General features: G+C 60.7%; 22 protein-coding genes and 1 pseudogene. 11 read left to right on the plus strand and 12 right to left on the minus strand.

From position 1 onward, the window contains the following. Nucleotides 1-8: 8 nt before the first annotated feature. The 3 genes from HX817_RS06070 to HX817_RS06080 form a co-directional block, all read right to left on the minus strand. Nucleotides 9-1,184 (minus strand): MFS transporter, encoded by a 1,176-nt coding sequence (locus HX817_RS06070; protein ID WP_134326581.1) that lies wholly within the window; start codon nucleotides 1,182-1,184, stop codon nucleotides 9-11. A gap of 22 nt (nucleotides 1,185-1,206) precedes the next feature. After that, the gene (locus HX817_RS06075; RefSeq protein WP_371317770.1) at nucleotides 1,207-2,052 is read right to left on the minus strand and encodes a transporter; all 846 of its coding nucleotides are present in this window, start codon (nucleotides 2,050-2,052) and stop codon (nucleotides 1,207-1,209) included. 138 nt (nucleotides 2,053-2,190) lie between these two features. Continuing rightward, on the minus strand, nucleotides 2,191-3,162 hold the full coding sequence (locus tag HX817_RS06080) for a helix-turn-helix transcriptional regulator (protein ID WP_087693883.1): 972 nt from the start codon (nucleotides 3,160-3,162) through the stop codon (nucleotides 2,191-2,193). A 204-nt stretch (nucleotides 3,163-3,366) separates the two neighbouring features. Between HX817_RS06080 and HX817_RS06085 the strand changes: the two genes are divergently transcribed. After that, nucleotides 3,367-3,879 carry a GNAT family N-acetyltransferase gene (locus tag HX817_RS06085; RefSeq protein WP_177039954.1) on the plus strand — a complete coding sequence of 171 codons (513 nt, stop codon included), beginning with the start codon at nucleotides 3,367-3,369 and terminating at the stop codon, nucleotides 3,877-3,879. Here the strand turns inward: HX817_RS06085 and HX817_RS06090 are convergent. After that, entirely contained in the window at nucleotides 3,876-4,571 is a 696-nt protein-coding gene (locus HX817_RS06090; protein WP_177039955.1) for an aspartate/glutamate racemase family protein, read from the minus strand. The genes HX817_RS06085 and HX817_RS06090 overlap by 4 nt on opposite strands. Nucleotides 4,572-4,697: 126 nt before the next feature. Here HX817_RS06090 and HX817_RS06095 point away from each other — a divergent pair, with 126 nt between their 5' ends. Then, nucleotides 4,698-5,192: a hypothetical protein gene (locus HX817_RS06095; RefSeq protein ID WP_003212554.1), complete on the plus strand. Its 495-nt coding sequence runs from the start codon at nucleotides 4,698-4,700 to the stop codon at nucleotides 5,190-5,192. Between the two features lie 110 nt (nucleotides 5,193-5,302). On the opposite strand, the gene HX817_RS06100 is transcribed toward HX817_RS06095, so the two are convergent. Together HX817_RS06100 and ccoN are read right to left on the minus strand one after the other, a co-directional pair. After that, nucleotides 5,303-5,524 (minus strand): hypothetical protein, encoded by a 222-nt coding sequence (locus HX817_RS06100; RefSeq protein WP_003212553.1) that lies wholly within the window; start codon nucleotides 5,522-5,524, stop codon nucleotides 5,303-5,305. Continuing rightward, nucleotides 5,524-6,950: pseudogene (ccoN, locus tag HX817_RS06105) on the minus strand (cytochrome-c oxidase, cbb3-type subunit I). The gene HX817_RS06100 and the pseudogene ccoN overlap by 1 nt, the downstream one beginning before the upstream one ends. A 208-nt stretch (nucleotides 6,951-7,158) precedes the next feature. Between ccoN and aldA the strand changes: the two are divergent. From aldA to HX817_RS06125, 4 genes are all read left to right on the plus strand, one after another. Next, the gene (aldA, locus tag HX817_RS06110; protein WP_003212551.1) at nucleotides 7,159-8,583 is read left to right on the plus strand and encodes an aldehyde dehydrogenase; all 1,425 of its coding nucleotides are present in this window, start codon (nucleotides 7,159-7,161) and stop codon (nucleotides 8,581-8,583) included. A gap of 76 nt (nucleotides 8,584-8,659) precedes the next feature. After that, the gene (locus HX817_RS06115) at nucleotides 8,660-9,970 is read left to right on the plus strand and encodes a nitrate/nitrite transporter (RefSeq protein ID WP_003212550.1); all 1,311 of its coding nucleotides are present in this window, start codon (nucleotides 8,660-8,662) and stop codon (nucleotides 9,968-9,970) included. A 1-nt stretch (nucleotide 9,971) separates the two neighbouring features. Continuing rightward, a complete protein-coding gene (locus tag HX817_RS06120) occupies nucleotides 9,972-11,189 on the plus strand; it encodes a mandelate racemase/muconate lactonizing enzyme family protein (RefSeq protein ID WP_008432553.1) in 1,218 nt (405 codons plus the stop codon). 27 nt (nucleotides 11,190-11,216) lie between these two features. Next, complete coding sequence (locus HX817_RS06125) at nucleotides 11,217-12,827, plus strand: GMC family oxidoreductase (RefSeq protein WP_177039956.1); 1,611 nt, start codon at nucleotides 11,217-11,219, stop codon at nucleotides 12,825-12,827. A 114-nt stretch (nucleotides 12,828-12,941) separates the two neighbouring features. On the opposite strand, the gene HX817_RS06130 is transcribed toward HX817_RS06125, so the two are convergent. After that, nucleotides 12,942-13,868 (minus strand): pyridoxal-phosphate dependent enzyme, encoded by a 927-nt coding sequence (locus tag HX817_RS06130; RefSeq protein WP_177039957.1) that lies wholly within the window; start codon nucleotides 13,866-13,868, stop codon nucleotides 12,942-12,944. 256 nt (nucleotides 13,869-14,124) lie between these two features. On the opposite strand from HX817_RS06130, the gene HX817_RS06135 reads away from it, so the two are divergent. The 3 genes from HX817_RS06135 to HX817_RS06145 all read left to right on the plus strand — a co-directional run bounded on the left by HX817_RS06135 (nucleotide 14,125) and on the right by HX817_RS06145 (nucleotide 18,702). Next, nucleotides 14,125-14,781 carry a hypothetical protein gene (locus tag HX817_RS06135; protein ID WP_177039958.1) on the plus strand — a complete coding sequence of 219 codons (657 nt, stop codon included), beginning with the start codon at nucleotides 14,125-14,127 and terminating at the stop codon, nucleotides 14,779-14,781. Between the two features lie 76 nt (nucleotides 14,782-14,857). Further along, nucleotides 14,858-17,116 carry an McrB family protein gene (locus tag HX817_RS06140; RefSeq protein WP_177039959.1) on the plus strand — a complete coding sequence of 753 codons (2,259 nt, stop codon included), beginning with the start codon at nucleotides 14,858-14,860 and terminating at the stop codon, nucleotides 17,114-17,116. A 2-nt stretch (nucleotides 17,117-17,118) separates the two neighbouring features. Beyond that, nucleotides 17,119-18,702: a nuclease domain-containing protein gene (locus tag HX817_RS06145; protein ID WP_177039960.1), complete on the plus strand. Its 1,584-nt coding sequence runs from the start codon at nucleotides 17,119-17,121 to the stop codon at nucleotides 18,700-18,702. A 104-nt stretch (nucleotides 18,703-18,806) separates the two neighbouring features. Here HX817_RS06145 and HX817_RS06150 read toward each other — a convergent pair whose 3' ends face one another. Next, on the minus strand, nucleotides 18,807-19,916 hold the full coding sequence (locus HX817_RS06150; RefSeq protein ID WP_177039961.1) for an alanine racemase: 1,110 nt from the start codon (nucleotides 19,914-19,916) through the stop codon (nucleotides 18,807-18,809). Between the two features lie 57 nt (nucleotides 19,917-19,973). Between HX817_RS06150 and HX817_RS06155 the strand changes: the two genes are divergently transcribed. Continuing rightward, on the plus strand, nucleotides 19,974-20,600 hold the full coding sequence (locus HX817_RS06155; protein ID WP_003212543.1) for a transcriptional regulator: 627 nt from the start codon (nucleotides 19,974-19,976) through the stop codon (nucleotides 20,598-20,600). A 1-nt stretch (nucleotide 20,601) separates the two neighbouring features. Here the strand turns inward: HX817_RS06155 and HX817_RS06160 are convergent, their stop codons facing one another. Both HX817_RS06160 and HX817_RS06165 read right to left on the minus strand, forming a co-directional pair. Next, nucleotides 20,602-20,979, minus strand: coding sequence for a RidA family protein (locus HX817_RS06160; RefSeq protein WP_177039962.1), 378 nt, complete (start codon nucleotides 20,977-20,979; stop codon nucleotides 20,602-20,604). Next, the gene (locus HX817_RS06165) at nucleotides 20,976-21,941 is read right to left on the minus strand and encodes a threo-3-hydroxy-L-aspartate ammonia-lyase (protein ID WP_177039963.1); all 966 of its coding nucleotides are present in this window, start codon (nucleotides 21,939-21,941) and stop codon (nucleotides 20,976-20,978) included. Before HX817_RS06165 ends, HX817_RS06160 begins: the two co-directional genes overlap by 4 nt. 114 nt (nucleotides 21,942-22,055) lie before the next feature. Here HX817_RS06165 and HX817_RS06170 point away from each other — a divergent pair, with 114 nt between their 5' ends. Continuing rightward, nucleotides 22,056-22,667 carry an LpxA family transferase gene (locus tag HX817_RS06170; RefSeq protein WP_177039964.1) on the plus strand — a complete coding sequence of 204 codons (612 nt, stop codon included), beginning with the start codon at nucleotides 22,056-22,058 and terminating at the stop codon, nucleotides 22,665-22,667. A gap of 533 nt (nucleotides 22,668-23,200) precedes the next feature. Here HX817_RS06170 and HX817_RS06175 read toward each other — a convergent pair. Next, complete coding sequence (locus HX817_RS06175; protein ID WP_008431301.1) at nucleotides 23,201-23,971, minus strand: SDR family NAD(P)-dependent oxidoreductase; 771 nt, start codon at nucleotides 23,969-23,971, stop codon at nucleotides 23,201-23,203. 26 nt (nucleotides 23,972-23,997) lie between these two features. Then, nucleotides 23,998-25,056 carry an L-rhamnose/proton symporter RhaT gene (gene rhaT, locus HX817_RS06180; RefSeq protein ID WP_177039965.1) on the minus strand — a complete coding sequence of 353 codons (1,059 nt, stop codon included), beginning with the start codon at nucleotides 25,054-25,056 and terminating at the stop codon, nucleotides 23,998-24,000. Between the last annotated feature and the right edge of the window lie 38 nt (nucleotides 25,057-25,094).

Below are 25,094 nucleotides of genomic sequence, written 5' to 3' on the forward strand. Positions count from 1 at the left end.
TCTCCAGTTCAGCGGGTTAAAACAGCGTCAGGCGTGGCGCGGCTGCCGAGCATCAGCGCCAGGGACAACAGGGTGACGGCGGCGCCGCCCACCAGCAGCGAGGCAAACCCGCCGCTGGCTTCGATGAGCCGCCCGGCAATGGCCGGCCCGATGGCCAGGCCCGCACCGATCACCAGGTTGGAGGTGTTCATCAGCTTGCCGCTGCGGTCGAGGTCGGCGAGACAGGCGAGAATCAGCGGCAGGATGAAGGTCCAGGTGAATTTGAACAGCAGCGCTGCCAGAGCAAAGCGCAGCAGTGTTGGCGTACCGCTCAGCAACAGCACCGCACCGGCCATCAGGGCGTAGCCCACCAGCAACAGCAGCAGGCGTGGCAGGCGCGTACCGATCAGCGAGGCACAGCCGGCGCCGACGATGCCCATCACGGTGGCCAGGGCCAGCACTTCACCGCTGTGTTGCGCGGAGATTGCGGCGCCACTGCTGATGGCGCCGATAAAGGTCCAGACACCGCCGAGGCTGACGTAGAAGGCCAGGATCCCGGCGATGCCCAGCGCAGCCTTCACCCGGGAGACAGGTATCGGCGCTGCATCGGTTTGCTCGCGCGGCGGGCTGCCGGACGGGAAACACCGGGCGAGTGGCAACAGCAGCGTCATCAGTCCCGCAAGAATCAGGTAGCAGGCGCCGAGGCCATAGCGCGCAAACAGTCCGGGCAGCACGCCAAGGCCGACCGCTCCGACCACCAGTTGCCCCATCACCCACAAGCCGTAGACCCGGCTTGGATTGGCAGTGGCAGCCGCGCTGGCCAGGCAGATGATCATCAACGAACCGCCCGCCAAGGCACTCATAAAACGCAAGGCAAGCAAGGTGGCGTAGGTGTCGGCGAGCATCGACAACAGGTTGGCGGCAATGAATGCCACGGCGGCGACCAGGGCTGCCAGGCGCCAGTCCACCCGTTTCAGCCACCAGAAGGCGGGCAGGGTGGCCAGGCTCATCGCCCCCAGCTCGGTGGAGAACAGGTCGCCGATGTGGGACGGGCTCAACTGCCATTGGCTGGCCAGTTGCGCGGCCACCGCCGGTGCGGTCATCAGGATGGTCGGGGTGATGGCGGCGAACAGAATGATCGCCGCCAGCAACGGCCATGACCGTGCTGAAAGGCCGGCGGTTGCAGCGTGGGTCTGAGTGTTCATGGGCAAGCTCCGGGAAAGTGATTCAGAACACATGGACCAGCCGCAACAGGGCGTCGGTGCCTGCGTAGCCGTTGGATGCCGCGACGTTTTGCGAAAGGCTGAACATCACTTGGTTCTGCCGGTCGAGCCAATGCCCTACCTCGAAACCCACCTGGGTGTAGCGCTTGTGGGTGTCGTTGATGCGCTGGTCGTTGATGCGCAGCTCGCCGCCATCGGCGTGGATCAAACGCAGGGCGCCGTAGGTGGCCGGGCTGAAGTCGTAGGAGGCGAAGGCTTGCAGGCGGTACAGCGGGTCTTGCTTGAGGTCGCTGCCGAAATAGTCGTCATTGGTGCCGTACAACTGGGCTTCGAGGTTGGCTTCCAGCACCCATTTCTCGCCAATGCCCTGGGTGTAGTTGTAAACGAAGGTCGCGCCCCAGCGATTGGCCCCGGGGGACACGTCGGGGTTTTTACTGTGGTACTCGCCCACCGGCACGGTGATCAGGCTCAACAGCCCGCTGTAGGTGCGTGAGGCCGGGTCGTTGATGAAAAACAGCGTGCCGCCCACCTGCGGGTCACCAAAGCCGCTCTCGCCGGTGTGCTGGCTGGCGCCGGGCAAGCGCGCATTGATGTCGGCGAAGGGCAGGATAAATTGCGGGGTGCACAGCGTGCCGCAGACGTCAGTGAAAAACACCTGGCGGTACGCCACGGCGTTGACCTTCAAGTCGGCCTTGCCGGTGGTGTCGGCCGGGCCGTGGAAATCATCGTAGCGCGTCGCCGGCAAGTACAGCACGCCGAGGCTGGTACCGGACGGCGCGCCGAAAAAGTCCCGGGCGTTGAGGTCGGCGGCCTGGCTGTCGAGGCTCAGTAGGGTGCCGCCCAGCAGCATGGCCAGGTGACGCAAGGTGGAGTGATTCATCGCGAGGCATCTCTTATGGAATGTGATGGATGGCAGCGGAAAATGGGCAAAGGGCGCCCGAGACCGTCAAAACGACAGCGCAAAAAAGCAACGAATTAAGGGGTGAGGTCAGTCGGGCGGGGCGTGCAGCAAGTGCGCGATGCGCGCCTTGTCCTTGACCCCGAGCTTGCTGTAGATGGCGCGGATGTGATGGCGCACGGTGTTCGGCGACAAGCCCAGGTCGCGGGCGACTTCCTTGTAGGTCTTGCCTTCGCCAAAGCCCTGGGCCACGTCGTTCTCTCTGGGACTGAGCTGGGGCAGGGCGCGGTTGAGGCGCGCGGCCAACAGAAACTGATCGCCCACGGCCGAGGCTTCGATATGGATGTGCTTGCCCTCATGCCCGCGCTGATTCAACGGCACCGGCAGGGCGGGGCCGCTCCATTGCGGCCACTCACTGAGCAGCAGGTCGACAAACCCGCGTTCGGCACACTGCAACACCCCGCGCTGGTCGCAGACCGCCAGGGCCAGGTTGCGCGGGCTGGTAAGGGTTTCGCGCATGGCCACCAGGGTGCGGATCTGGTTCGCCGAGACGGCCGCCACCAGGTGCAGCATCAGGTTGTTCAGCAGTTGGCAGTCGTCCTGGTTGAACCGTGGCGCTCCCGGTTTGCGGTACAGGCTCAAGTGGTCACTGAGGCGGGTTTGCGGGTCGACGTGGATCACACACAACAACTCGCCAATGTCATGGCGCTGACCCAACCAATTCTGGCCCGGGCCGTTGGCGGGGTCGAGCATGTCGACAATCACTGCCTGGCCGGGTGCTTCGTGCACCAGCCCGACCGTCACGTCCACATGGCGGATCGACTGCCAGTCGGCCAAGTACGTGTCTGGCAGGTGATGCAGGTAGCTGCTGTGTTCTTCCGGCAGGCCATCGATGATCGCGGCACGCCCCCACCATGCGCTGTCGAAGGGCAGCAGTTGACTGATGCGCGACAGGGCATGGCCATGAAACTGTTCGATGTCCTGATGCTGGGCCAGGCGTTGCAGATCAAGCGTCAGGGTGCTGAAAGCCTGTAACAGGCCGGGGGGATCAAGACGGCTCATGGGCGTTCCTCTGTGGGACTTTTTTATTGTTCTAGTCACAGGGTTTAAAGGCCGAAACGGGGCAGGGCCTGGGTGAAGTATCGGCGCTGCGGGGGCTGATCGCTATCCTACAGATGCATGATGTGCGGCAGGATTTGTACTCGCCAAAAAACCGCTGTGCCGCCTACACTGGTCGGCCACGTGTTTTTCAAAGGACGAAACACCATGCACACACCTGAACCCAAAATCGTGATCACGCGCTTCACCGAGGCCCACCTTGAAGGCGTCGCTGCGCTCTACAACGACCCGGCTGTCTGCCGTCAGGTGCTGCAAATGCCTTTCCAGTCGGTTGAAGCCTGGCGCGCACGCCTGGCACCCGGGGATGAACGGCGGCTACAACTGGTGGCCGTGCATGCGGGTGAGGTGATCGGCAACCTGGGGCTTGAGCAATATTCCCGTGTGCGCCGCAGCCACGTCGGTTCATTCGGCATGGGCGTCGCCACCGCCTGGCAGGGCAAGGGCGTGGGCTCCCGGCTGCTGGGCGCGGCGCTGGAGGTGGCGGATAACTGGATGAACCTGCACCGGGTGGAACTCACGGTGTACGCCGACAACGAAGCCGCCCACCGCCTGTACCACAAGTTCGGCTTCGAGACCGAAGGCCTGCTGCGCGACTACGCCGTGCGTGACGGCGCATTCGTCGACACGCTGACCATGGCGCGCATCCGCAAGCCGGCCTAGTCGTCCTGCAACGCAAACGCCACCGCAGCCTGCGCATGCAGCGCGGTGGTGTCCAGCAAGGGCAGGTCGCTGTGCTGCGGCTTGATCAACAGGCTGATTTCCGTACAGCCGAGGATGATGGCCTGGGCGCCACGGGCGGCCAAAGACTCGATCACCCGCTGGTACACCTCGCGCGATGCGTCGCTGATCACCCCGACGCACAACTCTTCGTAAATGATCCGGTGCACGGCCTGGCGCTCTTCAGCGTCCGGCACCAGCACGGCCAGCCCCTGCGCCGCCAGGCGTGACTTGAGAAACTCCTGCTCCATGGTAAATGCGGTACCCAGCAGGCCAACGCTCAGGGTGCCAGCTTCCACGGCCGCCGCGCCGGCAGCATCTGCAATATGCAGAAACGGTATCGACACCGCCGCTTCAATCTGCGGCGCTACCAAGTGCATGGTGTTGGTACACAGCACGATGCATTCGGCGCCACCGGCTTGCAGGCGGCGGGCGGCGTCTTCGAGGATCAGCGCCGCATCGTCCCAGCGCCCGGCGTGCTGGGCCTGCTCCACCGGGCCGAAGTCGACGCTGTACATCAACAGTTGGGCCGAGCGCAGCGGCCCGAGCTGGTCGCGCACGTTCTGGTTGATGATGCGGTAATACTCGGCGCTGGACTCCCAGCTCATGCCGCCGATAAGGCCGATGGTGCGCATGCGATGCTCCTGAATTGGACGGGCGAGGGCACCACATTACCCGCGCGCTGCGCTTTAGTCATACGCCGGTGTGCGGCATCTGCCATGATCAAGGCTCGCAACATGGGTCACCCAAGGAACACGGCAATGGACGATGTACAACAACTGGGCGAGATGCTGCGTCATTACGCCGACAGCGAAGCCCACAAGAAACAGCAGTTCGAAGTGCAGTCGGCCCATTGGGCGCAGAAGATCGGCGAGTTGTTCGGCCAGATCGAGCAGTGGCTTGCGCCTGTGAAGACGGTCGGTTTGCTGGAAGTGCAGCGCGAGGCGTACGTGGCTTCCGGCCCCAGCGTGCCGGTGGAGACCTCCACCTTCAAGACCGAGAAACTGACCATCCATATCGCCGGCAAACCGGTGGAGTTCGTGCCGGATGTGATGGGCGCCGGCGGTTTGATTTCGCTGTCGGTGATGGGCTTGACCGCCGCCCGCTACGGCAGCATTTCCCTGGTATTGCTGCCGGGGAAAAACGACTGGCTGTGGAAGAAAACCAACGGTTTGAAAGACCCGGATACGTTCGGCTTCGATGCCAACTTCCTGGCGTTGCAGTTGCAGAGCCTGATTCCCCGCGAACGCGGCTAGTCGCTCAATATGGTGCTTGTGTGGGAGCGGGCTTGCTCGCGAAAGCGGTGTGTCAGTCGCTGTATATGTTGACTGAACCACCGCATTCGCGAGCAAGCCCGCTCCCACAATTAGATCTCTATATTGCCCCAGTCCTGCTTTGTTTCCTCAGGCGCCACCGCGTTGACCCGCTTGCCCGTGGCCCGCTCCACCCGCCGTGCCACTTCCGGGTCATCGGCGAACGGCGTCAGGCTGGCCTCATCCAGGCTCTCCTTCGACTGGCCCCGCAGGCAATACTCCACCGCGCCATACAGGCCGATCACCGCCGCCAGGTTCAGCGCTATCTCCCACATCAGGCGATCTGCGCGTCAAGCTGCGCCACCTTCAAATCCGCCACTCGTACCGTGCGCCAGGTGTTGTACGCCATCAGCAACATGCCGCTGAGGAAGAACACCCCGCCGACGAATCGCACCACAAATCCCGGGTGGCTGGCCTGTAACGCTTCCACAAACGAGTAGGTGAGGGTGCCGTCATCGTTCACCGCCCGCCACATCAGGCCCTGGGTGATGCCGTTGACCCACATCGACGCGATGTACAGCACCGTGCCAATGGTCGCCAGCCAGAAGTGCATATTGATCAGCCCCACACTGTGCATCTGCGCGTGCCCGAAGATTTTCGGGATCATGTGGTACAGCGAGCCAAATGTGATCATCGCCACCCAGCCCAGGGCGCCGGCGTGAACGTGGCCGATGGTCCAGTCGGTGTAATGGGAGAGGGCGTTGACGGTCTTGATCGCCATCATCGGCCCTTCAAAGGTCGACATCCCGTAGAACGCCAGCGACAGCACCAGGAAGCGCAGGATCGGGTCGGTGCGCAATTTATGCCAGGCCCCGGAAAGCGTCATCATGCCGTTGATCATCCCGCCCCAGCTCGGCGCCAGCAGGATCAGCGACATCGCCATCCCCAGCGACTGCGCCCAGTCCGGCAGCGCGGTGTAGTGCAGGTGGTGCGGACCGGCCCAGATGTACAGGGTGATCAGCGCCCAGAAGTGCACGATGGACAGGCGATAGGAATACACCGGCCGCCCGACCTGCTTCGGCACGAAGTAGTACATCATCCCCAGGAAACCGGTGGTCAGGAAGAACCCCACGGCGTTGTGCCCGTACCACCACTGCACCATCGCGTCGGTGGCCCCGGAATACACCGGGTAGGACTTGAACCAGTCCACCGGGATCGACAGGTGATTGACCACGTGCAGCATCGCGATCACCACGATGAACGCACCGAAGAACCAGTTGCCGACGTAGATGTGCCGGGTCTTGCGCTGCACCACAGTGGTGAAAAACACGATCGCATAGGCCACCCACACCACGGTCATCCACACCGCGCCGCTGAACTCGATCTCGGCGTATTCCTTGGTGGTGGTGTAACCCAGTGGCAGGCTTACCAGCATGATCACGATCACCGACTGCCAGCCCCAAAAGGTAAAGGCAGCGAGCTTGTCCGAGTACAGCCGTACCTGGCAGGTGCGCTGTACTGCGTAGTAGCTGGCGGCGAATTGCGCGCTGCCGGCAAAGCCGAAAATCACCAGGCTGGTGTGCAGCGGGCGCAGGCGGCCGAAGGTGGTCCACGGCAGGTCGAGGTTCATCTCGGGCCACACCAGTTGCGAGGCGATCCACACGCCCATGGCCATGCCGACCACGCCCAGACGATAGTTGCAATGACGAATTGACGCACGACCTTGTAGTTGTAGGCCTGTGCGGTTGATGGTGGTTGCATGCTTAGTCCTCCCACGGTTCCAAGTGGGCGGCACTGTAGGAAGTATGGGTAGAACAATACAGACTCAGACCCGGGTCATTACTACGGATCAGCCACTAACCTGCATTTTTCGCACGTTACCCCCGTCAATAAATCGTTTGTCCAACCCCCGCCCAATGACAAAACTGCAAGTCACTCGCAAAACAACAACGATTGGGCAAAAAACCATATGCAAATCGAGCGCAACTTTTACAACGGCCACTTCGCCGAACCTGCCAGCACCGCCCAAATCGCGGTCTACAACCCCGCGACCGAGGCCCAGGTAGGCCGGGTGTCCGCCGCCACCCCTGATGAAGCCATTGCGGCCGTCGATGCCGCCGCCAGCGCACAGAAAACCTGGGGCAAGCTCACCAGCATCCAGCGCGCCGAACACCTGCGGGCTTTCGCCGCCGCCCTCGAAACCTGCGCTGAAAGCATAGGCCGGGCGCTGGCCAGCGAATCCGGCAAAAGCCTCGACGACGCCAGCAACGAAGCGCGCTACGCCGCCCAGATCACCCGCTACCACGCCGAATGGGCACGCCGCATCGAAGGCGAAATCATCCCCAGCGACACCCCGGACGAAAACCTGTTCCTGCAACGCGAGCCCATTGGCGTCGTGGCTTGCCTGATTCCGTTCAACTACCCGGTCTATACCCTGCTGCGCAAAATCGCCCCGGCGCTGATTGCCGGCAACACCGTGGTGGTGCGCCCGAGCAACAACACGCCGTTGTCCGCCTTTGAAATCGCCCGTGCCGTCGAGCAGTCGGGCATGCCGGCCGGCGTGATCAACATCCTGACCATGGACCACGCCACCGCCGCCGCCCTGTGCACCCACAAGGCCGTGGGCCTGATCACCCTGACCGGCAGCGTCAACGCCGGGCGCATCGTGCTCGACTACTGCAAGGCCAACATCGCCAAGCCGTCCCTGGAGCTGGGCGGCAAGACCCCGGCGATCATCGAGGCCGACGCCGACCTGGAAAAGGCCGCCAGCGACATCATCGCTTCCAAGACCACCCACTGCGGCCAACTGTGCACGGCGGTCGAGCGGGTGTATGTGCAGGAAAGCGTCTATGACCGATTCCTGGCCCTGCTCAAGGCCAAGATCGGCGCCGTCAAATTCGGTGACCGTGCCACGGATGCGGGCCTGATGGGCCCACTGGTCAACGCCAGCTCCCGGCAGAATATTCACGCCATGGTCGAGCGCGCCATCGCCGACGGTGCTGTACTGGAAACAGGCGGCGTACTCCCCGAAGGACCGGGCCATTTCTACCCGCCGACGCTGCTCAGCGCCTGCCGCCAGGACATGGAAATCATCCAGGAAGAAATCTTCGGCCCGGTGCTGCCGGTGCTCAAGTACCGCGATATCGACGAAGCGCTGGCCATGGCCAACGATCACCAGTTCGGCCTGTCGTCGGTGCTCTATACCGAGAACTACCGCACGGCCATGAAAGTCGCCAACGCCATCGAGGCCGGCGAGTTGTACGTCAATCGGACCCCGGCCGACCCTTACCAGGGTTTCCACGCCGGCTGGAAACGCTCAGGGCTGGGCGGCGATGACGGCAAGCACGGGATGCTTGAATTCACCCAGACCCGTTTGGTGGTCATGAAGTACTGATTCACCGACCACCGGCTTTACCTCAATAAAAACAATTATCGGGGCACCTGCTCAGTGGGTGCCCGAGGTCTACAAGATGTCCAAGCCTGCACCCGTTGCCCAGGGTTTCGATGCCGTGTCCGCGGCTAAAAGCGACAAGGCCAGTCGCTACTTCCAATTGATGTTGCTGGTACTGGCTGCCGGGGCGATCTACCCGATCCTCTACCTGCGCCAGGTCTACCAGACCACCATGCTCGAGGTGTTCCAGATCAACCACAGCCAGCTGGGTTATCTGTACTCGATGCTCGGTACGATCTTCCTGCTCAGCTACCTGCCGAGCGGCTGGTTGGCCGATCGCCTGCCGCCACGCTTCCTGATCTTCTTTTCGCTGGTGGCCACCGGGGCCCTGGGTATCTGGTACTCCACCGTGCCGTCGATGACCGGCCTGATGATCATCTTCGGCTGCTGGGGCCTGACCACTGGCCTGACCTTCTGGGCTTCGGTGCTCAAGCGGGTGAAGATGATCGCCCATCACAGTGAGCAGGGCCGTTTCTTCGGCATCCTCGACGGCGGCCGTGGCCTGGTGGAAGCCTTGCTGGCGACCGTGGCCCTGGGGCTGTTCGCCTACGCCACCGAGACCCGCAGCCAAACTGCGGCCGAAGGCTTCAAGCACGTGGTGTACCTGTATTCGTTCGTGTGTATCGCCATTGGTTGTGTGCTGGTGCTGCTCAAGGACCCCAAGTCCATGGCCGAAACTGCGGCGGTGGAGAAGGGCAAGTTCAACCTGATCGCCGACCTCACCACCCTGGTGAAAATCCCCGAGCTGTGGCTGGTGACCGCCATCGTGTTCTGCGGTTACCACATGTTCTGGGCCACCTACAGCTTCTCCGATTACCTGCAAGGCAGCGGCATGACCGCCGTGATGGCCGGCACCATCACCACCATCAAGTTGTGGATGCGACCCATCGGCGGGATCGGCGGCGGCTGGCTGGGGGACAAGTTTTCGAACATCTCGGTGCTGATCGTCGCGCTGCTGCTGGTGACCCTGGCGATGGTCGGCCTGATCGTGTTCCCGGCCATTGGCAGCCTCGGCTTGCTGATCGGCACGGTGATCTTTATCGGCCTGATGACCTACGCGATTCGCGGCCTGTACTGGGCGATCCTCGACAGCTGCGACATCCCGCTGCGCATCACCGGCCTGGCCATCGGCATCGTCTCGGTGGTGGGTTACCTGCCGGACACCTTTATCCCGCTGATCAATGGCTACCTCACCGACACATACCCGGGGCAGGTCGGCTACAACCTGTACTTCGGCTACATCGCCTTCATCGGCGTGCTCGGGACCCTCGCGGCCCTGACCTTGCGCGCCCGGATCAATCGTAAAAAATTCAACCAGACAGGTGCCTGAGATGAAAATCGTCGCCCTTGAAACCCATATTGTCGCCGTACCGCCGCCGCACATCGGCGGCATGTATTGGCTGTTCGTCAAACTGAAAACCGACTGCGGCATCGAAGGTGTGGGCGAGATCTACGCCGCCACCTTCGGCCCCAAGGCCATGCTGCCGATCATCGAGGACGTGTTCGAGCGCTACCTGCTCAACCACGACCCGCACCACATCGAGCGCTTCTTCCGCCAGGCGTACTCCAGCGGCTTCACCCAGCGTCCCGACCTGACCATGATGGGGGTGGTCAGCGGCTTGGAAATGGCCTGCTGGGACATCATCGGCAAGGCCGCCAACAAACCGGTCTATGAGTTGCTGGGGGGCAAGGTCAACGAACGCCTGCGTTCCTACACCTACCTGTACCCGGTCAACAGCAAGGGCGAGTACGACTACGACGACCCGGACCTGGCCGCCGAATGCGCGATCGAGAACATGAACAAGGGCTTCACCGCCGTGAAGTTCGACCCGGCAGGCCCGTACACCGCGTACTCCGGCCACCAGATCTCCCTGGAAGTGCTGGAACGCTGCGAAACCTTCTGCCGCAAGATTCGCGAGGCGGTGGGCGACAAGTGCGACCTGCTGTTCGGCACCCACGGGCAGATGGTGCCGTCGTCGGCGATTCGCCTGGCCAAGCGCCTGGAGAAATACGACCCGCTGTGGTTCGAAGAACCGGTGCCACCAGGCCAGGAAGAGGCCATGGCCCAGGTCGCGGCGAAGACCAGCATTCCCATCGCCACCGGCGAGCGCCTGACCACCAAGTACGAGTTCTTCAAGCTCTTGCAGGCCGGTGGTGCATCGATCCTGCAAATGAACGTGGCCCGCTGCGGCGGCCTGCTGGAAGCCAAGAAAATCGCGAGCATGGCCGAGGCCTACTACGCGCAGATCGCCCCGCACCTGTACAACGGACCGATCGGCGCAGCGGCGAGTTTCCAGTTGGCCACGTGCACGCCGAATTTCCTGATCCAGGAAAGCATCATGACCTGGGGCGGTTTCCATGCCGAAGTGCTGACCAAGCCGCTGCAATGGGAGGACGGCTACATCATCCCGTCCACCGAGCCGGGCCTTGGGGTGGAGCTGAACATGGACGTGGTGCGCAAGCACACGCCGTACACCGGCGAGCGGCTGCACCTGCAAATGGCGCCCACGCCTGCTGACGTGAAAGACACTTCGCCCGCCAAGGGCTAAAAAAAACGACTTATGCGGTAACCGTGAATGACATACGACTACATCATCGCCGGCGCCGGCGCCGCAGGTTGCGTCCTGGCCAACCGACTCTCCGCCTCGGGCGAGCATTCGGTATTGCTGCTGGAAGCCGGCGGCAAGGACAGCTCCTGGTGGTTCAAGATCCCGGTCGGTTTCGCCAAGATGTACTACAACCCGACCTTCAACTGGATGTACTACAGCCAGCCGCAAAAACAACTGGCCGACCGTGCCATCTATGCCCCGCGGGGCAAGGTGCAGGGCGGTTCCGGCTCGATCAACGCCATGATCTACGTGCGCGGCCAGGCCCATGATTTCGATGACTGGGCGGCCAATGGCAACGACGGCTGGGGCTTCAAGGACGTGCTGCCGTACTTCCGCAAGCTGGAAAATCACCCCCTGGGCGACACCGAATACCACGGCAGCAGCGGCCCCATCAGCATCACCCCGATGAAGGGCCAGACCCATGCCATCTGCGATGTATTTCTCAAGGGCTGCGAGCAATTGGGCTATGGCCTGAGCGATGACTTCAACGGGCCGAACTTCGAAGGTGCGGGCCTCTACGACGTCAACACCCGCAACGGTGAGCGCTGCTCCAGCAGCTTTGCGCACCTGCACCCGGCGTTGGGTAGGCCGAACCTGACCGTGGAGTTGCATGCGCTGGTAGACCGCGTGCTGTTCGACGATCAACAACGCGCCACCGGCATCAGCGTGACCCAGCACGGCGTGGTTCGCACCTTCAGCGCGCGCAAGGAAGTGATCCTGTGCGCCGGGGCGGTGGATACGCCGAAGATCCTGCAACTGTCGGGTGTGGCGGACAAGCAATTGCTCGCCGAACACAACATCCCGCTGGTCAAGGACCTGCCTGCAGTGGGGCAGAACCTGCAGGACCACCTCTGCGCCAGCTATTACTACAAGGCCAATATCCCGACCCTGAACGACCAGCTCAGTTCGCTGTTTGGCCAGTTCAAACTCGGCCTCAAATACCTGCTGACCCGCAAGGGCGCGCTGGCCATGAGCGTCAACCAGGCCGGCGGGTTCTTTCGCGGCAACGAAGGGCAGGCGCACCCCAATCTGCAGCTGTACTTCAACCCGCTGTCGTACCAGATCCCGAAAAACAACAAGGCCAGCCTCAAGCCCGAGCCGTATTCAGGCTTCCTGCTGTGCTTCAACCCGTGCCGGCCTACCAGCCGCGGGACGATCCGCATCGCCTCGAAAAACCCACGGGACGCGGCCTTGATCGACCCCAACTACCTGAGCACCCAAAAGGACATCGACGAGGTGATCCAGGGCAGCCGGCTGATGCGCAAGATCATGCAGGCGCCGGCGCTCAAGGGCGTGACGGTGGCCGAGGTATTGCCGGGGCCGGCGGTGCAAACCGATGAGCAGATGCTGCAGTACTTCCGCGAGAACAGCGGCTCGATCTATCACCTGTGTGGCTCTTGCGCCATGGGCTCGGACCCGCTGGTGTCGGTGGTGGACAAGCGCCTGAAGGTGCACGGGATGCAAGGACTGCGGATTGTCGATGCGTCGATTTTCCCCAACGTGACCTCGGGCAATACCCATGCGGCGGTGTTGATGGTGGCGGAGAAGGGCGCGGATCTGATCCTGCAGGATGCCTGAGTGCACCACCGATAAAATGTGGGAGCGGGCTTGCTCGCGAAGGCGGTGTGTCAGGCGCTGGATATGTCGACTGAACCACCGCCTTCGCGAGCAAGCCCGCTCCCACAGGGGGATTTAATTCGGTAGAGAGACCGTGTTCTGCCACTGGGCAACCGTTTCGGCACTGATGCTTACCCCACCACACACAATCACCACCACATCCTCAATCCCGGCAATCGCCCCATGCTCCAGATACGCCACGGCCAACGAAACCCCACACGCCGGTTCCACCAACTGGCGTAAATCATCGGCGTACCGCGCCACGCCCATCATCGCGTCGGCATCACTCAACACCACGCATTGATGGGCAAACCTGCCGATATGCTGCACCGGCCACGCCGCCACCTGGGTCGCGGCCAACGACTTGGCCACGGTATCGATCTTCGCCAGCCGCACGGGCTTTCCAGCCTCTACGGCAGCAGCAAACGAAGCCGCGCCCGCCGTTTCACACGCAATCACCTTGCAGCCGAACCGCCCATGACGCTCCAGGCCCGTCAGAACGCCCGCGAGCAGTCCACCGCCGCCCACCGAGGTCACGATGGCGCCCACCTGAGGGCAGTCCTCAAGAATCTCATCGATCATGCTGCTGTGGCCTTCCCACAACAGCGGGTGATCAAAGGCCGGCACATACAGTGCCTCGGGTGCTTTGGAGAGTTGCAGCGCCAGCTCATTGGATTGATCCCACAGATCACCGTGTACCACCACCTCGGCCCCGGCCTGGCGGATGCGTGCGCAGGTGGCTTCGGGGGTGGTGGTCGGCACCACGATCCGCGCCTGCAACCCCAGGCCGCGCGCCGCGAAGGCCGTGGCCAGCCCGGCATTGCCGCCGGAGGGGCATACCACCGTGGTCTTGCCCTGGCTCGCCGCGTAGGCGCACAGCGTGGTCATGCCGCGCAACTTGAACGAGCCACAGGGTTGCAGGTTCTCGAGCTTCAGCCAGACCCGCCGGGTAGCGGTGGACAAGCCGGGGTGCAGGATCAACGGGGTGCGAATCGGCAGCATTGGTCATTTCCTGATCGGTCGAGTACCCATCATATATCAGGCCACGTGCTGTATCTGAGCTAGGCTGGTTGGGTTAAGTTGCTTGCGGTGTGTGATAGTGGCAAATGGCTTTGTCTTCGCTCGGTGATCGGTTACCTTATCGCCCCTGGATGGCTTCTATGGCCATTGCGCAATGCTCGACACAAGGATGGTCATGTAGCGGGAGTTTTTTCACGCCTCCCTTGTGTCGATCTCACCGACTGACACGAGTAGATCCATGTCCAATTGCCTGGTATCACTGTCCGAACAAGCCTTTTTTACGATTGCCACTTCTGCGCTGGAGGCTTACCGCGTTGATCACTCTGCCGATCTGGACGGTACCGGGATCAAGTTGGAGACCTTTGGTTATCTGTGGGGCCATCTCAGCTCAACCAGTATGAACGAGACCGTGTACCGTATCAGCCAGGCAAATGTATCGACTGCCGCTCACCGCACGGGGGATTCCGTTACTGCCCGCGACGATGCCTATACCTTGAAAAATACCTTCGTCGAATCATTCTTTCCGGAACTGCGTTTTCTCGGAGACTTTCACAGCCATCCTTACAGTCAGGAACGTGACGCCGTGCGCACTGAGCTGGACTTGGAGCGCAACGAGTTTTACCGGTTCTCAACTGCGGATATGCGTAACGCCAAAGCTCAACAGGATGCGTGCAAGGACTACCGCGTTGGCTTGGTAATTACTGTATTTGAGCGTGAGGAACAGGTCGCACGTTCCAACAAGTACCTTGATGATCAGAGTTGTATCCGTTTCCAATACGACAGCATGACAATCTGGATCAAGGCATACGTGTGGGCGGGTGATGATTACCGTAGAAAGGCCGACAAAATGGTGACGCTTATTTGTCCTCCTGCTGGTTTCAGTTTGCAAGTCTGAGACGGACGCTTTGTGCTTTAACGATTCACGCCCGTTCAGCCGTAAAAAGACCTAGTGGCTTCGGAGAGCTAAGCCAATGTTGTTGGATTTGAAAGATGACACCCAGCTGAAAGCCGCTTGTAAAAGCGCGCTTGAGCAAACGCGCACCCAACCTGGAAATCAGGAGTGGCGTAATCGACTGATGGTCTTGCTCGAAAAAGTGCGCGAGTCGGATCACGATGAGTTCACCAGTGAGGCATTTCAGCGAATGCTTTGGGACAGCCGGGCTATTTCAGCCACAGGCATGGGCAGTGTCGACATTTCATTGGTGGCAGCCGATGGGCAAATCGCCGAGGTCTTATGGCAGCTAAAGTCAACCTATCGAGTGTTGCTCCCTGATGCCGTGGAGATGTTGATTGATTCCACTTGGTCACAGGTACTTGCCTTGGTAGAGCTCAAGGTCAAGCGCCGGCCTTTGCTGAAGTTATGTCGGTTGCTCGCGGCTATTTGTCCTGAATACTTCACGACTATTACCAATTTCCGAAAGCTCCACGAGCTGGCTATCGCGATGGGGTTTGACGGTCCCCTGGGGCATGGCCTGTCGGAGCAACGCTGGGTAATGGCGCGATTGAAGGGGGTTCTTGACGATCCTGGCCCAGGGCTGACGCAATTTTTTGTTGAGCATATGACCGTGCCTTGGTTGTTGTACGTCAATCACGTCCAAAAGGCGGAGTTGGAGGCGACGGAGGTATCAGACCTGGCTACCGGAGAGGAGCGCCTCAACCCATTACCTGCAGATCGTCGGCGCCGTGGCATGTTGGCTATTGGTGGGGGCTCATCAACCATTCGTTCAATGATCGAGTTTGCTCGTGAAGGCTGCACGCGCGAAGATTTCCGTGAGCACATGCATTCAATTAACCCCGGCCATGTAACCGGCACCCTCAACACTCAAATCAATGCGTTGATTGCGGAGTGGGGTGTATTGCGGCCTGACGGAGACAACCTTTATCTGACGCCAAGAGGCGAAAGTTTCCTTGAGTCTGGCGACCCGGATGATTTCTGCGATTGGTTGTTAACGCGTATTCTCGGTTTCGACAACATGCTCTATCTATTGATGCAGGAACCTTTGACTGTAAAGGCCCTGGCGCTGGAACTACAAAAGGTCAATCCAGGCTGGACCAGCAACTTTGTTCCGAGCTCACTGATCAACTGGTTGCGCAGCCTGAAGCTTGTTGAGTTGGCCTCCGACAAGACCTTGCAGTTGACCGAGCGTGGATTGACTTGGGCCGAACGTATTCATTGGGTTCCAGGTTTGCTCGGAGGGGACCCGGTACTGGTGCCACAAGAAACCTCGCCCGACTACCAAGGCTATATCAACCGTCCGAAACTGGGAGAGATTCTTGAGAGTTTCGACGACAACATTGTCTTGCGCCCTGAACTCATAGGCCAGCTCGATGCCGGCCTGTGGAGCCATCACCGTCGTCATCTTGCCGTATTGACGGGGTTGAGCGGTGCTGGGAAAACACTGCTGGCCCGAGGTTATGCATTGGGCTTACGGCACGGGGAAAAAGATCCCGCGCAGGGTTTGCTGACCGTTGCGGTACAACCGGGTTGGCACGATCCGTCTTGCTTGTTGGGATACATTAACCCGATTAATAATGAAGTCTATGTGCGGACGGCGCTCCTTGATTTTCTGTTGTGTGCCAGTGCAGATCCAGACCGTGCCTACACTGTGGTCCTGGACGAAATGAATCTGTCGCACCCCGAGCAGTACCTCGCACCGCTGTTGTCGGCAATGGAAACCGGTGACCGGATCGAGTTGCACGCCCAAGGCGTCGAGATTAATGGGATTCCAGCCAGCCTCGACTACCCCGCGAACCTCTTTATCATCGGTACCGTCAATATGGACGAAACCACCCATGGACTCAGCGACAAGGTGCTTGATCGTGCCTGCGTGATTGAGTTCTGGGATATTGACGTGGACGCCTTTCCTGGTTGGAAAAATAGTCCGCTTTCCAGCGAGCAGACCCACAAAGTCCAGCAGGCACTCAAGGATCTGGTCGCAGCACTTCGTCCCGTCAGGCTGCATTTCGGCTGGCGCACGATCAGCGATGTAATGGGCTATATCCGCGAGGCGTTGCGCTGGAACGTTATCGACTTTGAAAGTGCGTTGGACCAGGCTATCTATTCCAAAGTATTACCCAAACTGCGCGGTGAGGACTCGCCCCGTATTCAACGGGCGTTTGCTGCAGTGCAGGTAGTACTCAAACAGAATGAACTTACGCAATCGCAGGCCAAGATGCATGAGTTGCTGGAAGACCTCCAGTACCTGGGTTCTGCCCGGTTCTGGCGTTAAGCATGGGGCAGATTGTCTGCGTTGACCACTCAGGTCGCTTATTCAGCATCAGCCCGGATCAGCTGTGTTCAGGGTTCCATGAGCAGGGTCGTTATGTCTTTCTGATCCCCGAAGGGGCAGGCCAGTTATTTGTCGATGACGTCGCTCTGGCGGCCGGCCGGCATGAGCAACAGATGGCCTGGGTGTGGGAGCCAGGCTTCTATGCGGGGGAAGTCGCTGCTGAGCTCACAGATGTCAGCGGCAACGTTGTCGCTCTTTATCGCCTGTCTGTAGCGCCACAAGGCGAAAAACTCGAACAGGCTTCGTTTGAGCGGATGATCGCCGACATCCAGGCTTTCGACCCAAGTTTGTTGATGGGGACCGAATACACGAAAAGCCAGATCGGCGTGCAAGGTGAAGTGACGAATGTGCATCTGCAATACGCGCGCTTGCGTTGTTATGGCGACGCATTTTTGAAGGCTATACGTAGGGTGACCAAAAGCCCACTGACGAGGCTGCGCCGAGAGCGGACAATTCAGGGGTTGAACAAGGTCAGACGGCTGGACCGATACTCTGTGCACAAGGCTATGCGCAATCCTGCAATGTTGCCGGTGTTGAACGGGCAATCCAGCAACTTCGGTACTCCCGGGCCCATTGCCTTTGACGTTTCGACGGTATTCAACGACCTTGATAATGCTGCGAACCAGACGCTCTGCGCGGTTCTGCGCGCTGTGGCTCGGCGCGCGGGGCAAGTGATCGCGGGGTTAAGTCGGCTCAGTGAGCAGAAGGAACAGGACGGTGCTCGTTCGTTACTGGTGCCAAGGCTCGCGCGCCGTATGGCGTACCTGAATCGCCTACAGCATGACCTGCGACGAATTGCGCGCAGTGAGCCCTTTACATCAATAAAGACGGCGCATATTTCATCGGCCGGGTTGAACGCTATTTCGGCGCACCCACTGTACGCAAGCGCTTATCGGGTGGGCTGGCACGCTCTGCGTAATGGGGTGGGTGGTGAGTTGAGCGATGAAAGGCATTGGATGAGTCCTACCTGGGAAGTCTACGAACGGTGGTGTTACCTCCAAGTAGTCAAAACCTTGCAAGCGCGCTATTCACACATGGTCTGGCAAAGGGATTGCGTTTCGAACAAAGCTGAATGCATTGCCTTCAACGCAATCGCACCCAATATCGAGCTCAATGTATGGCTTCAGGTCCGCTGCCCGGCATTCGATAAAAAACCCAACCGGGGCTTCGCCAGTATTTCGCGGCAGCGTTTCCCGGATATTGTCATCACCCTTGAGGCCCATGGTCAGAAGCGTTTTTTGGTGCTGGATGCGAAGTATCGAGCCAGCCGCTATGGCGTACTGGATGCAATGCAATCCGCGCATATCTATCGGGACAGTTTGCGCTGGCAAGACCGGGGTCCTGATTGCACGTTGTTACTCGTACCAAAAAAGGGCGGAGTACCTTCATTGGAAACCACACAGTACAGGGATACATACGGGGTTGGCGTCGTGGCGCTGGGTGTTGGGGAGGACCTCAATACGCTGGGCGAATTGCTTCATGGCCTGTTGGGACCAGCTATCACTTCACACACTGAGGTCCAGTAACCACAATACCAGCGTTTAAGACCTCTTCGATCTGCGCAAGTCCTGACGCTGATCCGACATTCTGACAACGAAGACTTTTCCCGCTCTCGTTTGAGGCCTTGGATCTACCACCCCCGCAACCGCTCCCAAACCTGCACCTCACCATTCTCCAGCAGCGCGCCATAGCTGCCGAACTGCGTCCCCGTAGCACACGCATGGTTAGGCAAAACCCTCAGCCGCGTCCCCAGCGGAAACCGCTCAACCACATCCACCGCCACCCCGTCGAACCAAGCCACCCCATGCTCCTGATTCGCGCTGCCCACCAGCAACCCCTCAATCACCTCACCACCCTCGGTACACACCTGCCCATAACCAAAATCCCGCTTCTGCGACTGCGTCCCACGATCCCGACTCATCGCCATCCACCCCGCGTCGGTAATGATCCAGCCCTTTTCCACCTGATGCCCGATCACCGTAGTCAGCACACTCAACGCCAGCTCATCAATGCGGCACACCCCAACGTTATGCATCACCAAATCAAAAAACGCATAAACCCCAGCCCGCAGCTCAGTCACACCCTCCAGGCTCACCGCCGACAGCGCCGTGGGCGTCGAACCCACACTCACCTGCAAGCAAGGCAACCCCGCCCCCCGAATCACCTCGGCCGCTGCAACACAGCGCGCCCGTTCCTGCTCGGCAATCGCCCGCAACGCCTCAGGCGTATCCAGCCCGTAACTTTCCCCGGCATGAGTCAACACCCCGGCAAGCATCCCGCCGCCATACAGCAGCCTGGCGATCTCCAGCAACAGCGGATCCTGAGGCTTCACCCCGGACCGGTGCCCATCACAGTCAATCTCAATCAGCACCGCAAAAACCTCACCCTGCAGCGCACCAAACTCGACAATCGCCCGGGCCCCGGCAAGGCTGTCGGTGATCAGCGTCAGCGCACACCCCTGACGACGCAACGCCAACGCCTGAGGCAATTTATGCGGCGCCATCGCCACCGCATACAGAACTTCCCGAATGCCGAGGTCGAAAAAATACTCGGCCTCCTTCAACGTCGAAACCGTAATCCCCGTGGCCCCGGCAGCGATTTGCGCCGCCACCACCTCGGCACATTTATGGGTCTTCACATGGGGCCGCAAGCTCACACCCAAGTCATCGGCACGCTGCTGCATACGCAGGATATTGCGCTGCATCCGGGTCACATCCAGCAAAGCTGTCGGGGTTTCCATCGTGCACACTCCAAAAGGTAAATTGACGGTCTATCCAGTACTGGATATGTTGTCTGAATGAAAAAACACACTCCCGAACAAGCGGCCTTGATCAGCCAACTCGAACAGATTGCCGAAGGCCTGAGCAAGACCTTCAGCCCGTTTTGCGAGGTCGTGCTGCACGACCTGCGCGACCCGCAGCACGCAATCATGGCCATCCACAACAACCTCTCCGGGCGCCAGCCGGGTGACCCGGCCACCGAGCTGGGCCTGGCGCGGATTGCCGATCCCGAGTACCCGCAGGTGATCGCCAACTACCAGAACCAGTTCGCCGACGGGCGTCAGGTCAAGAGCACTTCCATCGGCATCAAGGACTCCACCGGCAAGTACGTGGCGGCCTTGTGCATGAACGTCGACCTCTCGTTGTTCCGTGGCTTGCAGGGCATGCTGGAACAGTTCGGCTCGGTCAGCGGCGACCGGCCCGCCGAGTCTCTCGACCCGTCCGGTGCCGACGCCATTCGTGCGCGCATCGACCAGTTCGCCGCACGCCTGGCGACCACCCCACGTGCCCTCAAGGCCGCCGACCGGCGCCTGCTGATGCAAGAGCTGAAAGAAGCCGGCGTGATGGACATCCGGCGTGCCATGGAAACGGTTGCCTCACACCTTGGGGTCTCGCGGGCGGCGGTCTACACCTACGCCAAATGACCTATGCCGAGCGCGCCACGGCTTCGATTTCAATCAGATAGCCGTGGTGCAGTTCCGGCACCGGCACCACCGCGCGGGCGGGGCGGTGATCCCCCAGTGCAGCGGCGTACAAGCCATCAAATTCAGGCCAGTGTTTTACCCCCACCACGTACACCGTGACTTTCACCAGGTCTGCGGGTGAGCCGCCTGCGGCCTTCAAAATCGCCAACAGATTGTCCAGGGCCACTTGAGCCTGTTCGGCAAACGAAGCCTCGAGGTTATGACGCCCGTCAGGGCTCACCGGCAATTGACCGGAGATGTACAGCGTGCCCTGGTGGCTTACGGCCTGGGAGTAGTGACCGGCAGGCGCCGAGGCCGCGGGGGTGTGGATGAAGTTCATTGTGGAGCGCTCAGCAACTGCGCATACGTTTGGAGGTCGACGTTGCCGCCGGTCACGATGACGCCCACGCGCTGGCCCCGGAACTGATGCTTGAGGTTTCGCAGGGCCGCGAGGCCAAGGCAGCCGGTGGGCTCCACGACCATCTTCATGCGCTGCATGAAGAACTTCATCGAGGCCACCAATTCGGCGTCCGAGACAGTGAAAATGTCAGTGACCTTCTCGCGAATGATCGGGAAGGTGTGCTGACCCAAATGCTGGGTCTGGGCGCCGTCGGCGATGGTGACGGGCGTGTCGATGTGCACGATGCTGCCGCTCTGGAAGGAGCGCTGGCCGTCGTTCCCGGCTTCGGGCTCGACCCCGTACACGAGGCAATCGGGCGCCAGCGCATGGGTGGCCAGCGCGGTGCCGGAGAGCATGCCGCCACCACCCAGGCCGACAAACAGCGCGTCCAGCGGGCCGGTGAACTCCAGCAGCTCCTTCGCGGCAGTGCCCTGGCCGGCCAGCACGTCCGGGTGGTCGAAGGAGGGGATCAGGGTCATGCCGTGTTGCTCGGCGAGTGTGCGACCGATCTGCTCGCGGTCTTCGGTGATGCGGTCATAGAACACCACGCTTGCACCGTATTCCCGGGTAGCGGCGACCTTCGCGGCGGGGGCGTCGGTGGGCATCACGATGGTTGCCGGCATCTGCAACAACCGCGCGGCCAGCGCGATGCCTTGCGCATGATTACCCGAGGAAAACGCCACGACGCCAGCCTTGCGCTGCTGCTCATCAAAACGCGACAGCGCATTGAAGGCGCCGCGAAACTTGAACGAGCCGGTGCGTTGCAGGTTTTCGCACTTGATAAACACCTGGGCGCCGGTCTCGGCATCGAGGGTACGCGAGGTGAACACCGGCGTGCGGTGGGCGAAGCCTTCCAGGCGCTCGGCGGCTTTGATTACGTCATGGTAGGAAGACGGTGGCATGGGAGGGACCTCTCGAATGTCGTTAGATGGATAAAATATCCATATCTATACAAACTGTAAAGTTGCATTTCATGCTAGCGTTTCGGGCTTCTCTGATCTGTAGAGGGCTCGACGTTGATTCGACTGACCGATTACATCGCTGATTTTTCCCGTTCGCCGCTGGCACCCTGGGTGGATCTTGCGCCGTGGGAGTTGGTGACCCAGGCGCCGGAAATCGTTCGCAAATTGCTGGCGGGGCTTTCTGATGATGACTATGAGATTCATGACGAGATTGCCGTGCACCGTACTGCGGTCGTGGAGGCGGGCGCTGTTTTGAAATCGCCGCTGATCATCGGCGCCCACTGTTTTATCGCTGCCGGTGCCTACCTTCGCGGCGGTTGCTGGGTGGATGAATATTGCATCTTCGGACCGGGTGCCGAGCTCAAGACGTCCTTTGTCTTCAGCGGCAGCAAGTTGGCGCATTTCAACTTTGTCGGTGATTCGGTATTGGGCCGCGGGGTTAACCTGGAAGCCGGCAGTATCGTGGCCAACTACCGGAACGAGCGTGACGACAAGGAAGTGCAGGTGCGCATTGACGGGCAGTTGCAGCGCACCGGCTGTGACAAGTTTGGCGCGCTGCTTGGGGATCAGTCGCGGGTTGGAGCCAATGGTGTGTTGGCACCGGGAGCGGTGCTTTCGGCGGGTAGTGTGGTTAGGCGTGGGGAGGTTTTCGATTGTGAGGGGTAGGGGGTTTTTGGTGTACATATCCGTTAGTTGAGTAACGGCTGCTTATGGTTTCGCTCTTACAGCGACGCGCTTTGGAAAAGCCGGAATGCCGGCCCAGCCCAAAGTAAGCACAGGGCTCTGCCCCGCCTGTCGGCGCCTCGCTGTGGCTCGGGCTTATTGGGGCAGTCAGAGCCAGATCAAAATCAAAAGCAAGAGCACAGCGGCCTACAGGCCGGCTTGAGTGGTAGAAGCCAGAGCAAGATCAAGGGCGCACACGGTCCAAATGTGGGAGCGGGCTTGCTCGCGAATGCAGTCTGTCAGTTGATGCATTGGGTGACGGACACACCGCATTCGCGAGCAAGCCCGCTCCCACATTTTTTGACCGTGCCCGCTTTAGCTTTTGATTTTGCTCTTCAACACTCAAGCCGGCCGGTAGGCCGCTGTGCTCTTGATCTGCTTTTGATCTTGATCTTAGGCGCCCCGTTAAACCACGCTGGCCGAACGCAGGTAGCACGGGGCAGGGACGCCCCGTCGCGGCGGCCCGCTTCCCAACGCTACTGCAAGTTGACAAACAATCCCCCGTCTACCAACAGCGAAGCTCCGGTCACATACCGCGCCATGTCCGAGGCGAGGAACACGATGGGCCCCGCGACGTCGTCGGGTTCACCCAGGCGCCCCAACGGCGTGCGCGAAGTCATGTACGCCAGCTTCTCCTCGTCGGCCAAGTCTTCCTTGTTGATATCGGTGGCAATCGTTCCCGGCAGCACCGAGTTGCAGCGAATACCATACGGCCCCAACGCAATCGCACAGGACTGCATCAACGAGTGCAGCCCGGCCTTGGTCGGCGTGTAGTGCGTCTGCATCCCGCCACCCACCAGCGCACTGATGGAACTGACGGCGATGATCGCGCCGCCCTTGCCCTGGTTTTTCATCTGGTTTGCCGCCGCTTGCACGGCGAAGTAGGCGCCGTTGAGGTTGGTGTTGACCGTCTTCAGGTACACCTCACGCGGCATGTCGAGAAACGAGTGGAACGGACAGATCCCGGCGTTGTTGACGAACACATCCACACTGCCGAATGCCTTGAGCGCGCCGGCCACCAGTTTGTCGCCGGTGTCCGGATCAGCCGCATCGCCGCCCACCTCCACCGCTTGGCCGCCGAACGCCTTGATTTCCTCGATCAACGAAAACGCCGCTTCAGTGCCTTGGCCGCTACCACTGTGGCCGATGACCACACGGGCACCCTGGCGTGCACATTCCCTGGCGGCGGCGCGGCCGATTCCACGGGAGGCGCCAGTAATAATCACGGTTTTGTCTGCAAGTAACATAAGTGAACTCCTGAAAAAAAGCGGCCTCAGCCGAGATAGTTGCCGTAACCGACCATGGCAATGGCACCGAGAATCACCGCGATACCCGCGGCCAATACGCCTTTGTTGGTGGCGCTGGTGCCCTGCCATTCGCGGAAATACAGGCCCCAGCAGTTGGATACGATGATGATGAAAGACATGTGCAACACCCACGAACTGGCGTCGTTCTGCAGGCGGCTTTCGCCCATGCCGTAGAAGAAAAACTGCAGGAACCACAGGGTGCCGGCACACGCCACCAACAGGTAGTTGCCAAGCAGCGGAGTGCTGCGGTCGGTGTAGTTGTGGAACGTGCGGTTGCGCCAGTTCAGCCACAGGCACCAGAGGCCGTTGGTGGTCAGGCCACCCCACATGATCACCATGAAGGTCACGTTGTTCTGGAACAGGCCGTTGGCGCCATGCTCGACAGCCGCGGCAGCCAGTGGGCGCCCGGCTGAAATACCGTAGCTGAAGCACGCGCTCAGCACCCCGGAGATCACCGCAACCAGCATGCCCTTGGCCACCGAGAACTCGCTGATGCTGGCGAATTTCACCGCTTCCGGCACTTCTCGTTCCTTGATCAGCCCGGCCTTGCCGCACACGGCGATGCCTACCAGCGATACCGCCACGCCCCACAGCACCCAATGCCCGCCCTGGGAGGCGAGCATTGAGGTCAGGGTGCCTTCGGTGGCGTCGGTGAACAGGTCGCGATACAGCGCCGGCATCAAGGCGCCAAGGGCCGAGGTCAGGCCCAGTACCAGCGACATGCCCAGGGACAGCCCGAGGTAGCGCATGGTCAGGCCGAAGGTCAGCCCGCCGATGCCCCAGAGCACGCCGAACAGGTAGGTCCAGAGCAAGGTGCTGCTGTCGGCCTGGCGCAGGATGTCGGCCCAGCCGGGCACGGTCAGTTGCGCGGCAATCAGCGGCACGATCAGCCATGACACCAGGCCGCCGGTGATCCAGTAGCTTTCCCAGGCCCACCCGCGGACTTTCTTGTAGGGGATGTAGAAGCTGCCGGAGGCGAAGCCGCCGATGAAGTGCAGAATCACACCGAAGAGAATGATTTCCACGTAGTCGAATCCTTTTTTATTGTTGTGGTAGCGCGCTG

Origin of the sequence: Pseudomonas sp. C6002, assembly GCF_013385805.1 — a bacterium.
Taxonomy (GTDB): domain Bacteria; phylum Pseudomonadota; class Gammaproteobacteria; order Pseudomonadales; family Pseudomonadaceae; genus Aquipseudomonas.

Excerpts from the sequence above, each read along its gene's own strand:
- HX817_RS06070 (WP_134326581.1), bottom strand. The coding sequence starts at position 1,184 with ATGAACACTCAGACCCACGCTGCAACCGCCGGCCTTTCAGCACGGTCA.
- HX817_RS06075 (WP_371317770.1), bottom strand. The coding sequence starts at position 2,052 with ATGCTGCTGGGCGGCACCCTACTGAGCCTCGACAGCCAGGCCGCCGAC.
- HX817_RS06080 (WP_087693883.1), bottom strand. The coding sequence starts at position 3,162 with ATGAGCCGTCTTGATCCCCCCGGCCTGTTACAGGCTTTCAGCACCCTG.
- HX817_RS06085 (WP_177039954.1), top strand. The coding sequence starts at position 3,367 with ATGCACACACCTGAACCCAAAATCGTGATCACGCGCTTCACCGAGGCC.
- HX817_RS06090 (WP_177039955.1), bottom strand. The coding sequence starts at position 4,571 with ATGCGCACCATCGGCCTTATCGGCGGCATGAGCTGGGAGTCCAGCGCC.
- HX817_RS06095 (WP_003212554.1), top strand. The coding sequence starts at position 4,698 with ATGGACGATGTACAACAACTGGGCGAGATGCTGCGTCATTACGCCGAC.
- HX817_RS06100 (WP_003212553.1), bottom strand. The coding sequence starts at position 5,524 with ATGTGGGAGATAGCGCTGAACCTGGCGGCGGTGATCGGCCTGTATGGC.
- aldA (WP_003212551.1), top strand. The coding sequence starts at position 7,159 with ATGCAAATCGAGCGCAACTTTTACAACGGCCACTTCGCCGAACCTGCC.
- HX817_RS06115 (WP_003212550.1), top strand. The coding sequence starts at position 8,660 with ATGTCCAAGCCTGCACCCGTTGCCCAGGGTTTCGATGCCGTGTCCGCG.
- HX817_RS06120 (WP_008432553.1), top strand. The coding sequence starts at position 9,972 with ATGAAAATCGTCGCCCTTGAAACCCATATTGTCGCCGTACCGCCGCCG.
- HX817_RS06125 (WP_177039956.1), top strand. The coding sequence starts at position 11,217 with ATGACATACGACTACATCATCGCCGGCGCCGGCGCCGCAGGTTGCGTC.
- HX817_RS06130 (WP_177039957.1), bottom strand. The coding sequence starts at position 13,868 with ATGCTGCCGATTCGCACCCCGTTGATCCTGCACCCCGGCTTGTCCACC.
- HX817_RS06135 (WP_177039958.1), top strand. The coding sequence starts at position 14,125 with ATGTCCAATTGCCTGGTATCACTGTCCGAACAAGCCTTTTTTACGATT.
- HX817_RS06140 (WP_177039959.1), top strand. The coding sequence starts at position 14,858 with ATGTTGTTGGATTTGAAAGATGACACCCAGCTGAAAGCCGCTTGTAAA.
- HX817_RS06145 (WP_177039960.1), top strand. The coding sequence starts at position 17,119 with ATGGGGCAGATTGTCTGCGTTGACCACTCAGGTCGCTTATTCAGCATC.
- HX817_RS06150 (WP_177039961.1), bottom strand. The coding sequence starts at position 19,916 with ATGGAAACCCCGACAGCTTTGCTGGATGTGACCCGGATGCAGCGCAAT.
- HX817_RS06155 (WP_003212543.1), top strand. The coding sequence starts at position 19,974 with ATGAAAAAACACACTCCCGAACAAGCGGCCTTGATCAGCCAACTCGAA.
- HX817_RS06160 (WP_177039962.1), bottom strand. The coding sequence starts at position 20,979 with ATGAACTTCATCCACACCCCCGCGGCCTCGGCGCCTGCCGGTCACTAC.
- HX817_RS06165 (WP_177039963.1), bottom strand. The coding sequence starts at position 21,941 with ATGCCACCGTCTTCCTACCATGACGTAATCAAAGCCGCCGAGCGCCTG.
- HX817_RS06175 (WP_008431301.1), bottom strand. The coding sequence starts at position 23,971 with ATGTTACTTGCAGACAAAACCGTGATTATTACTGGCGCCTCCCGTGGA.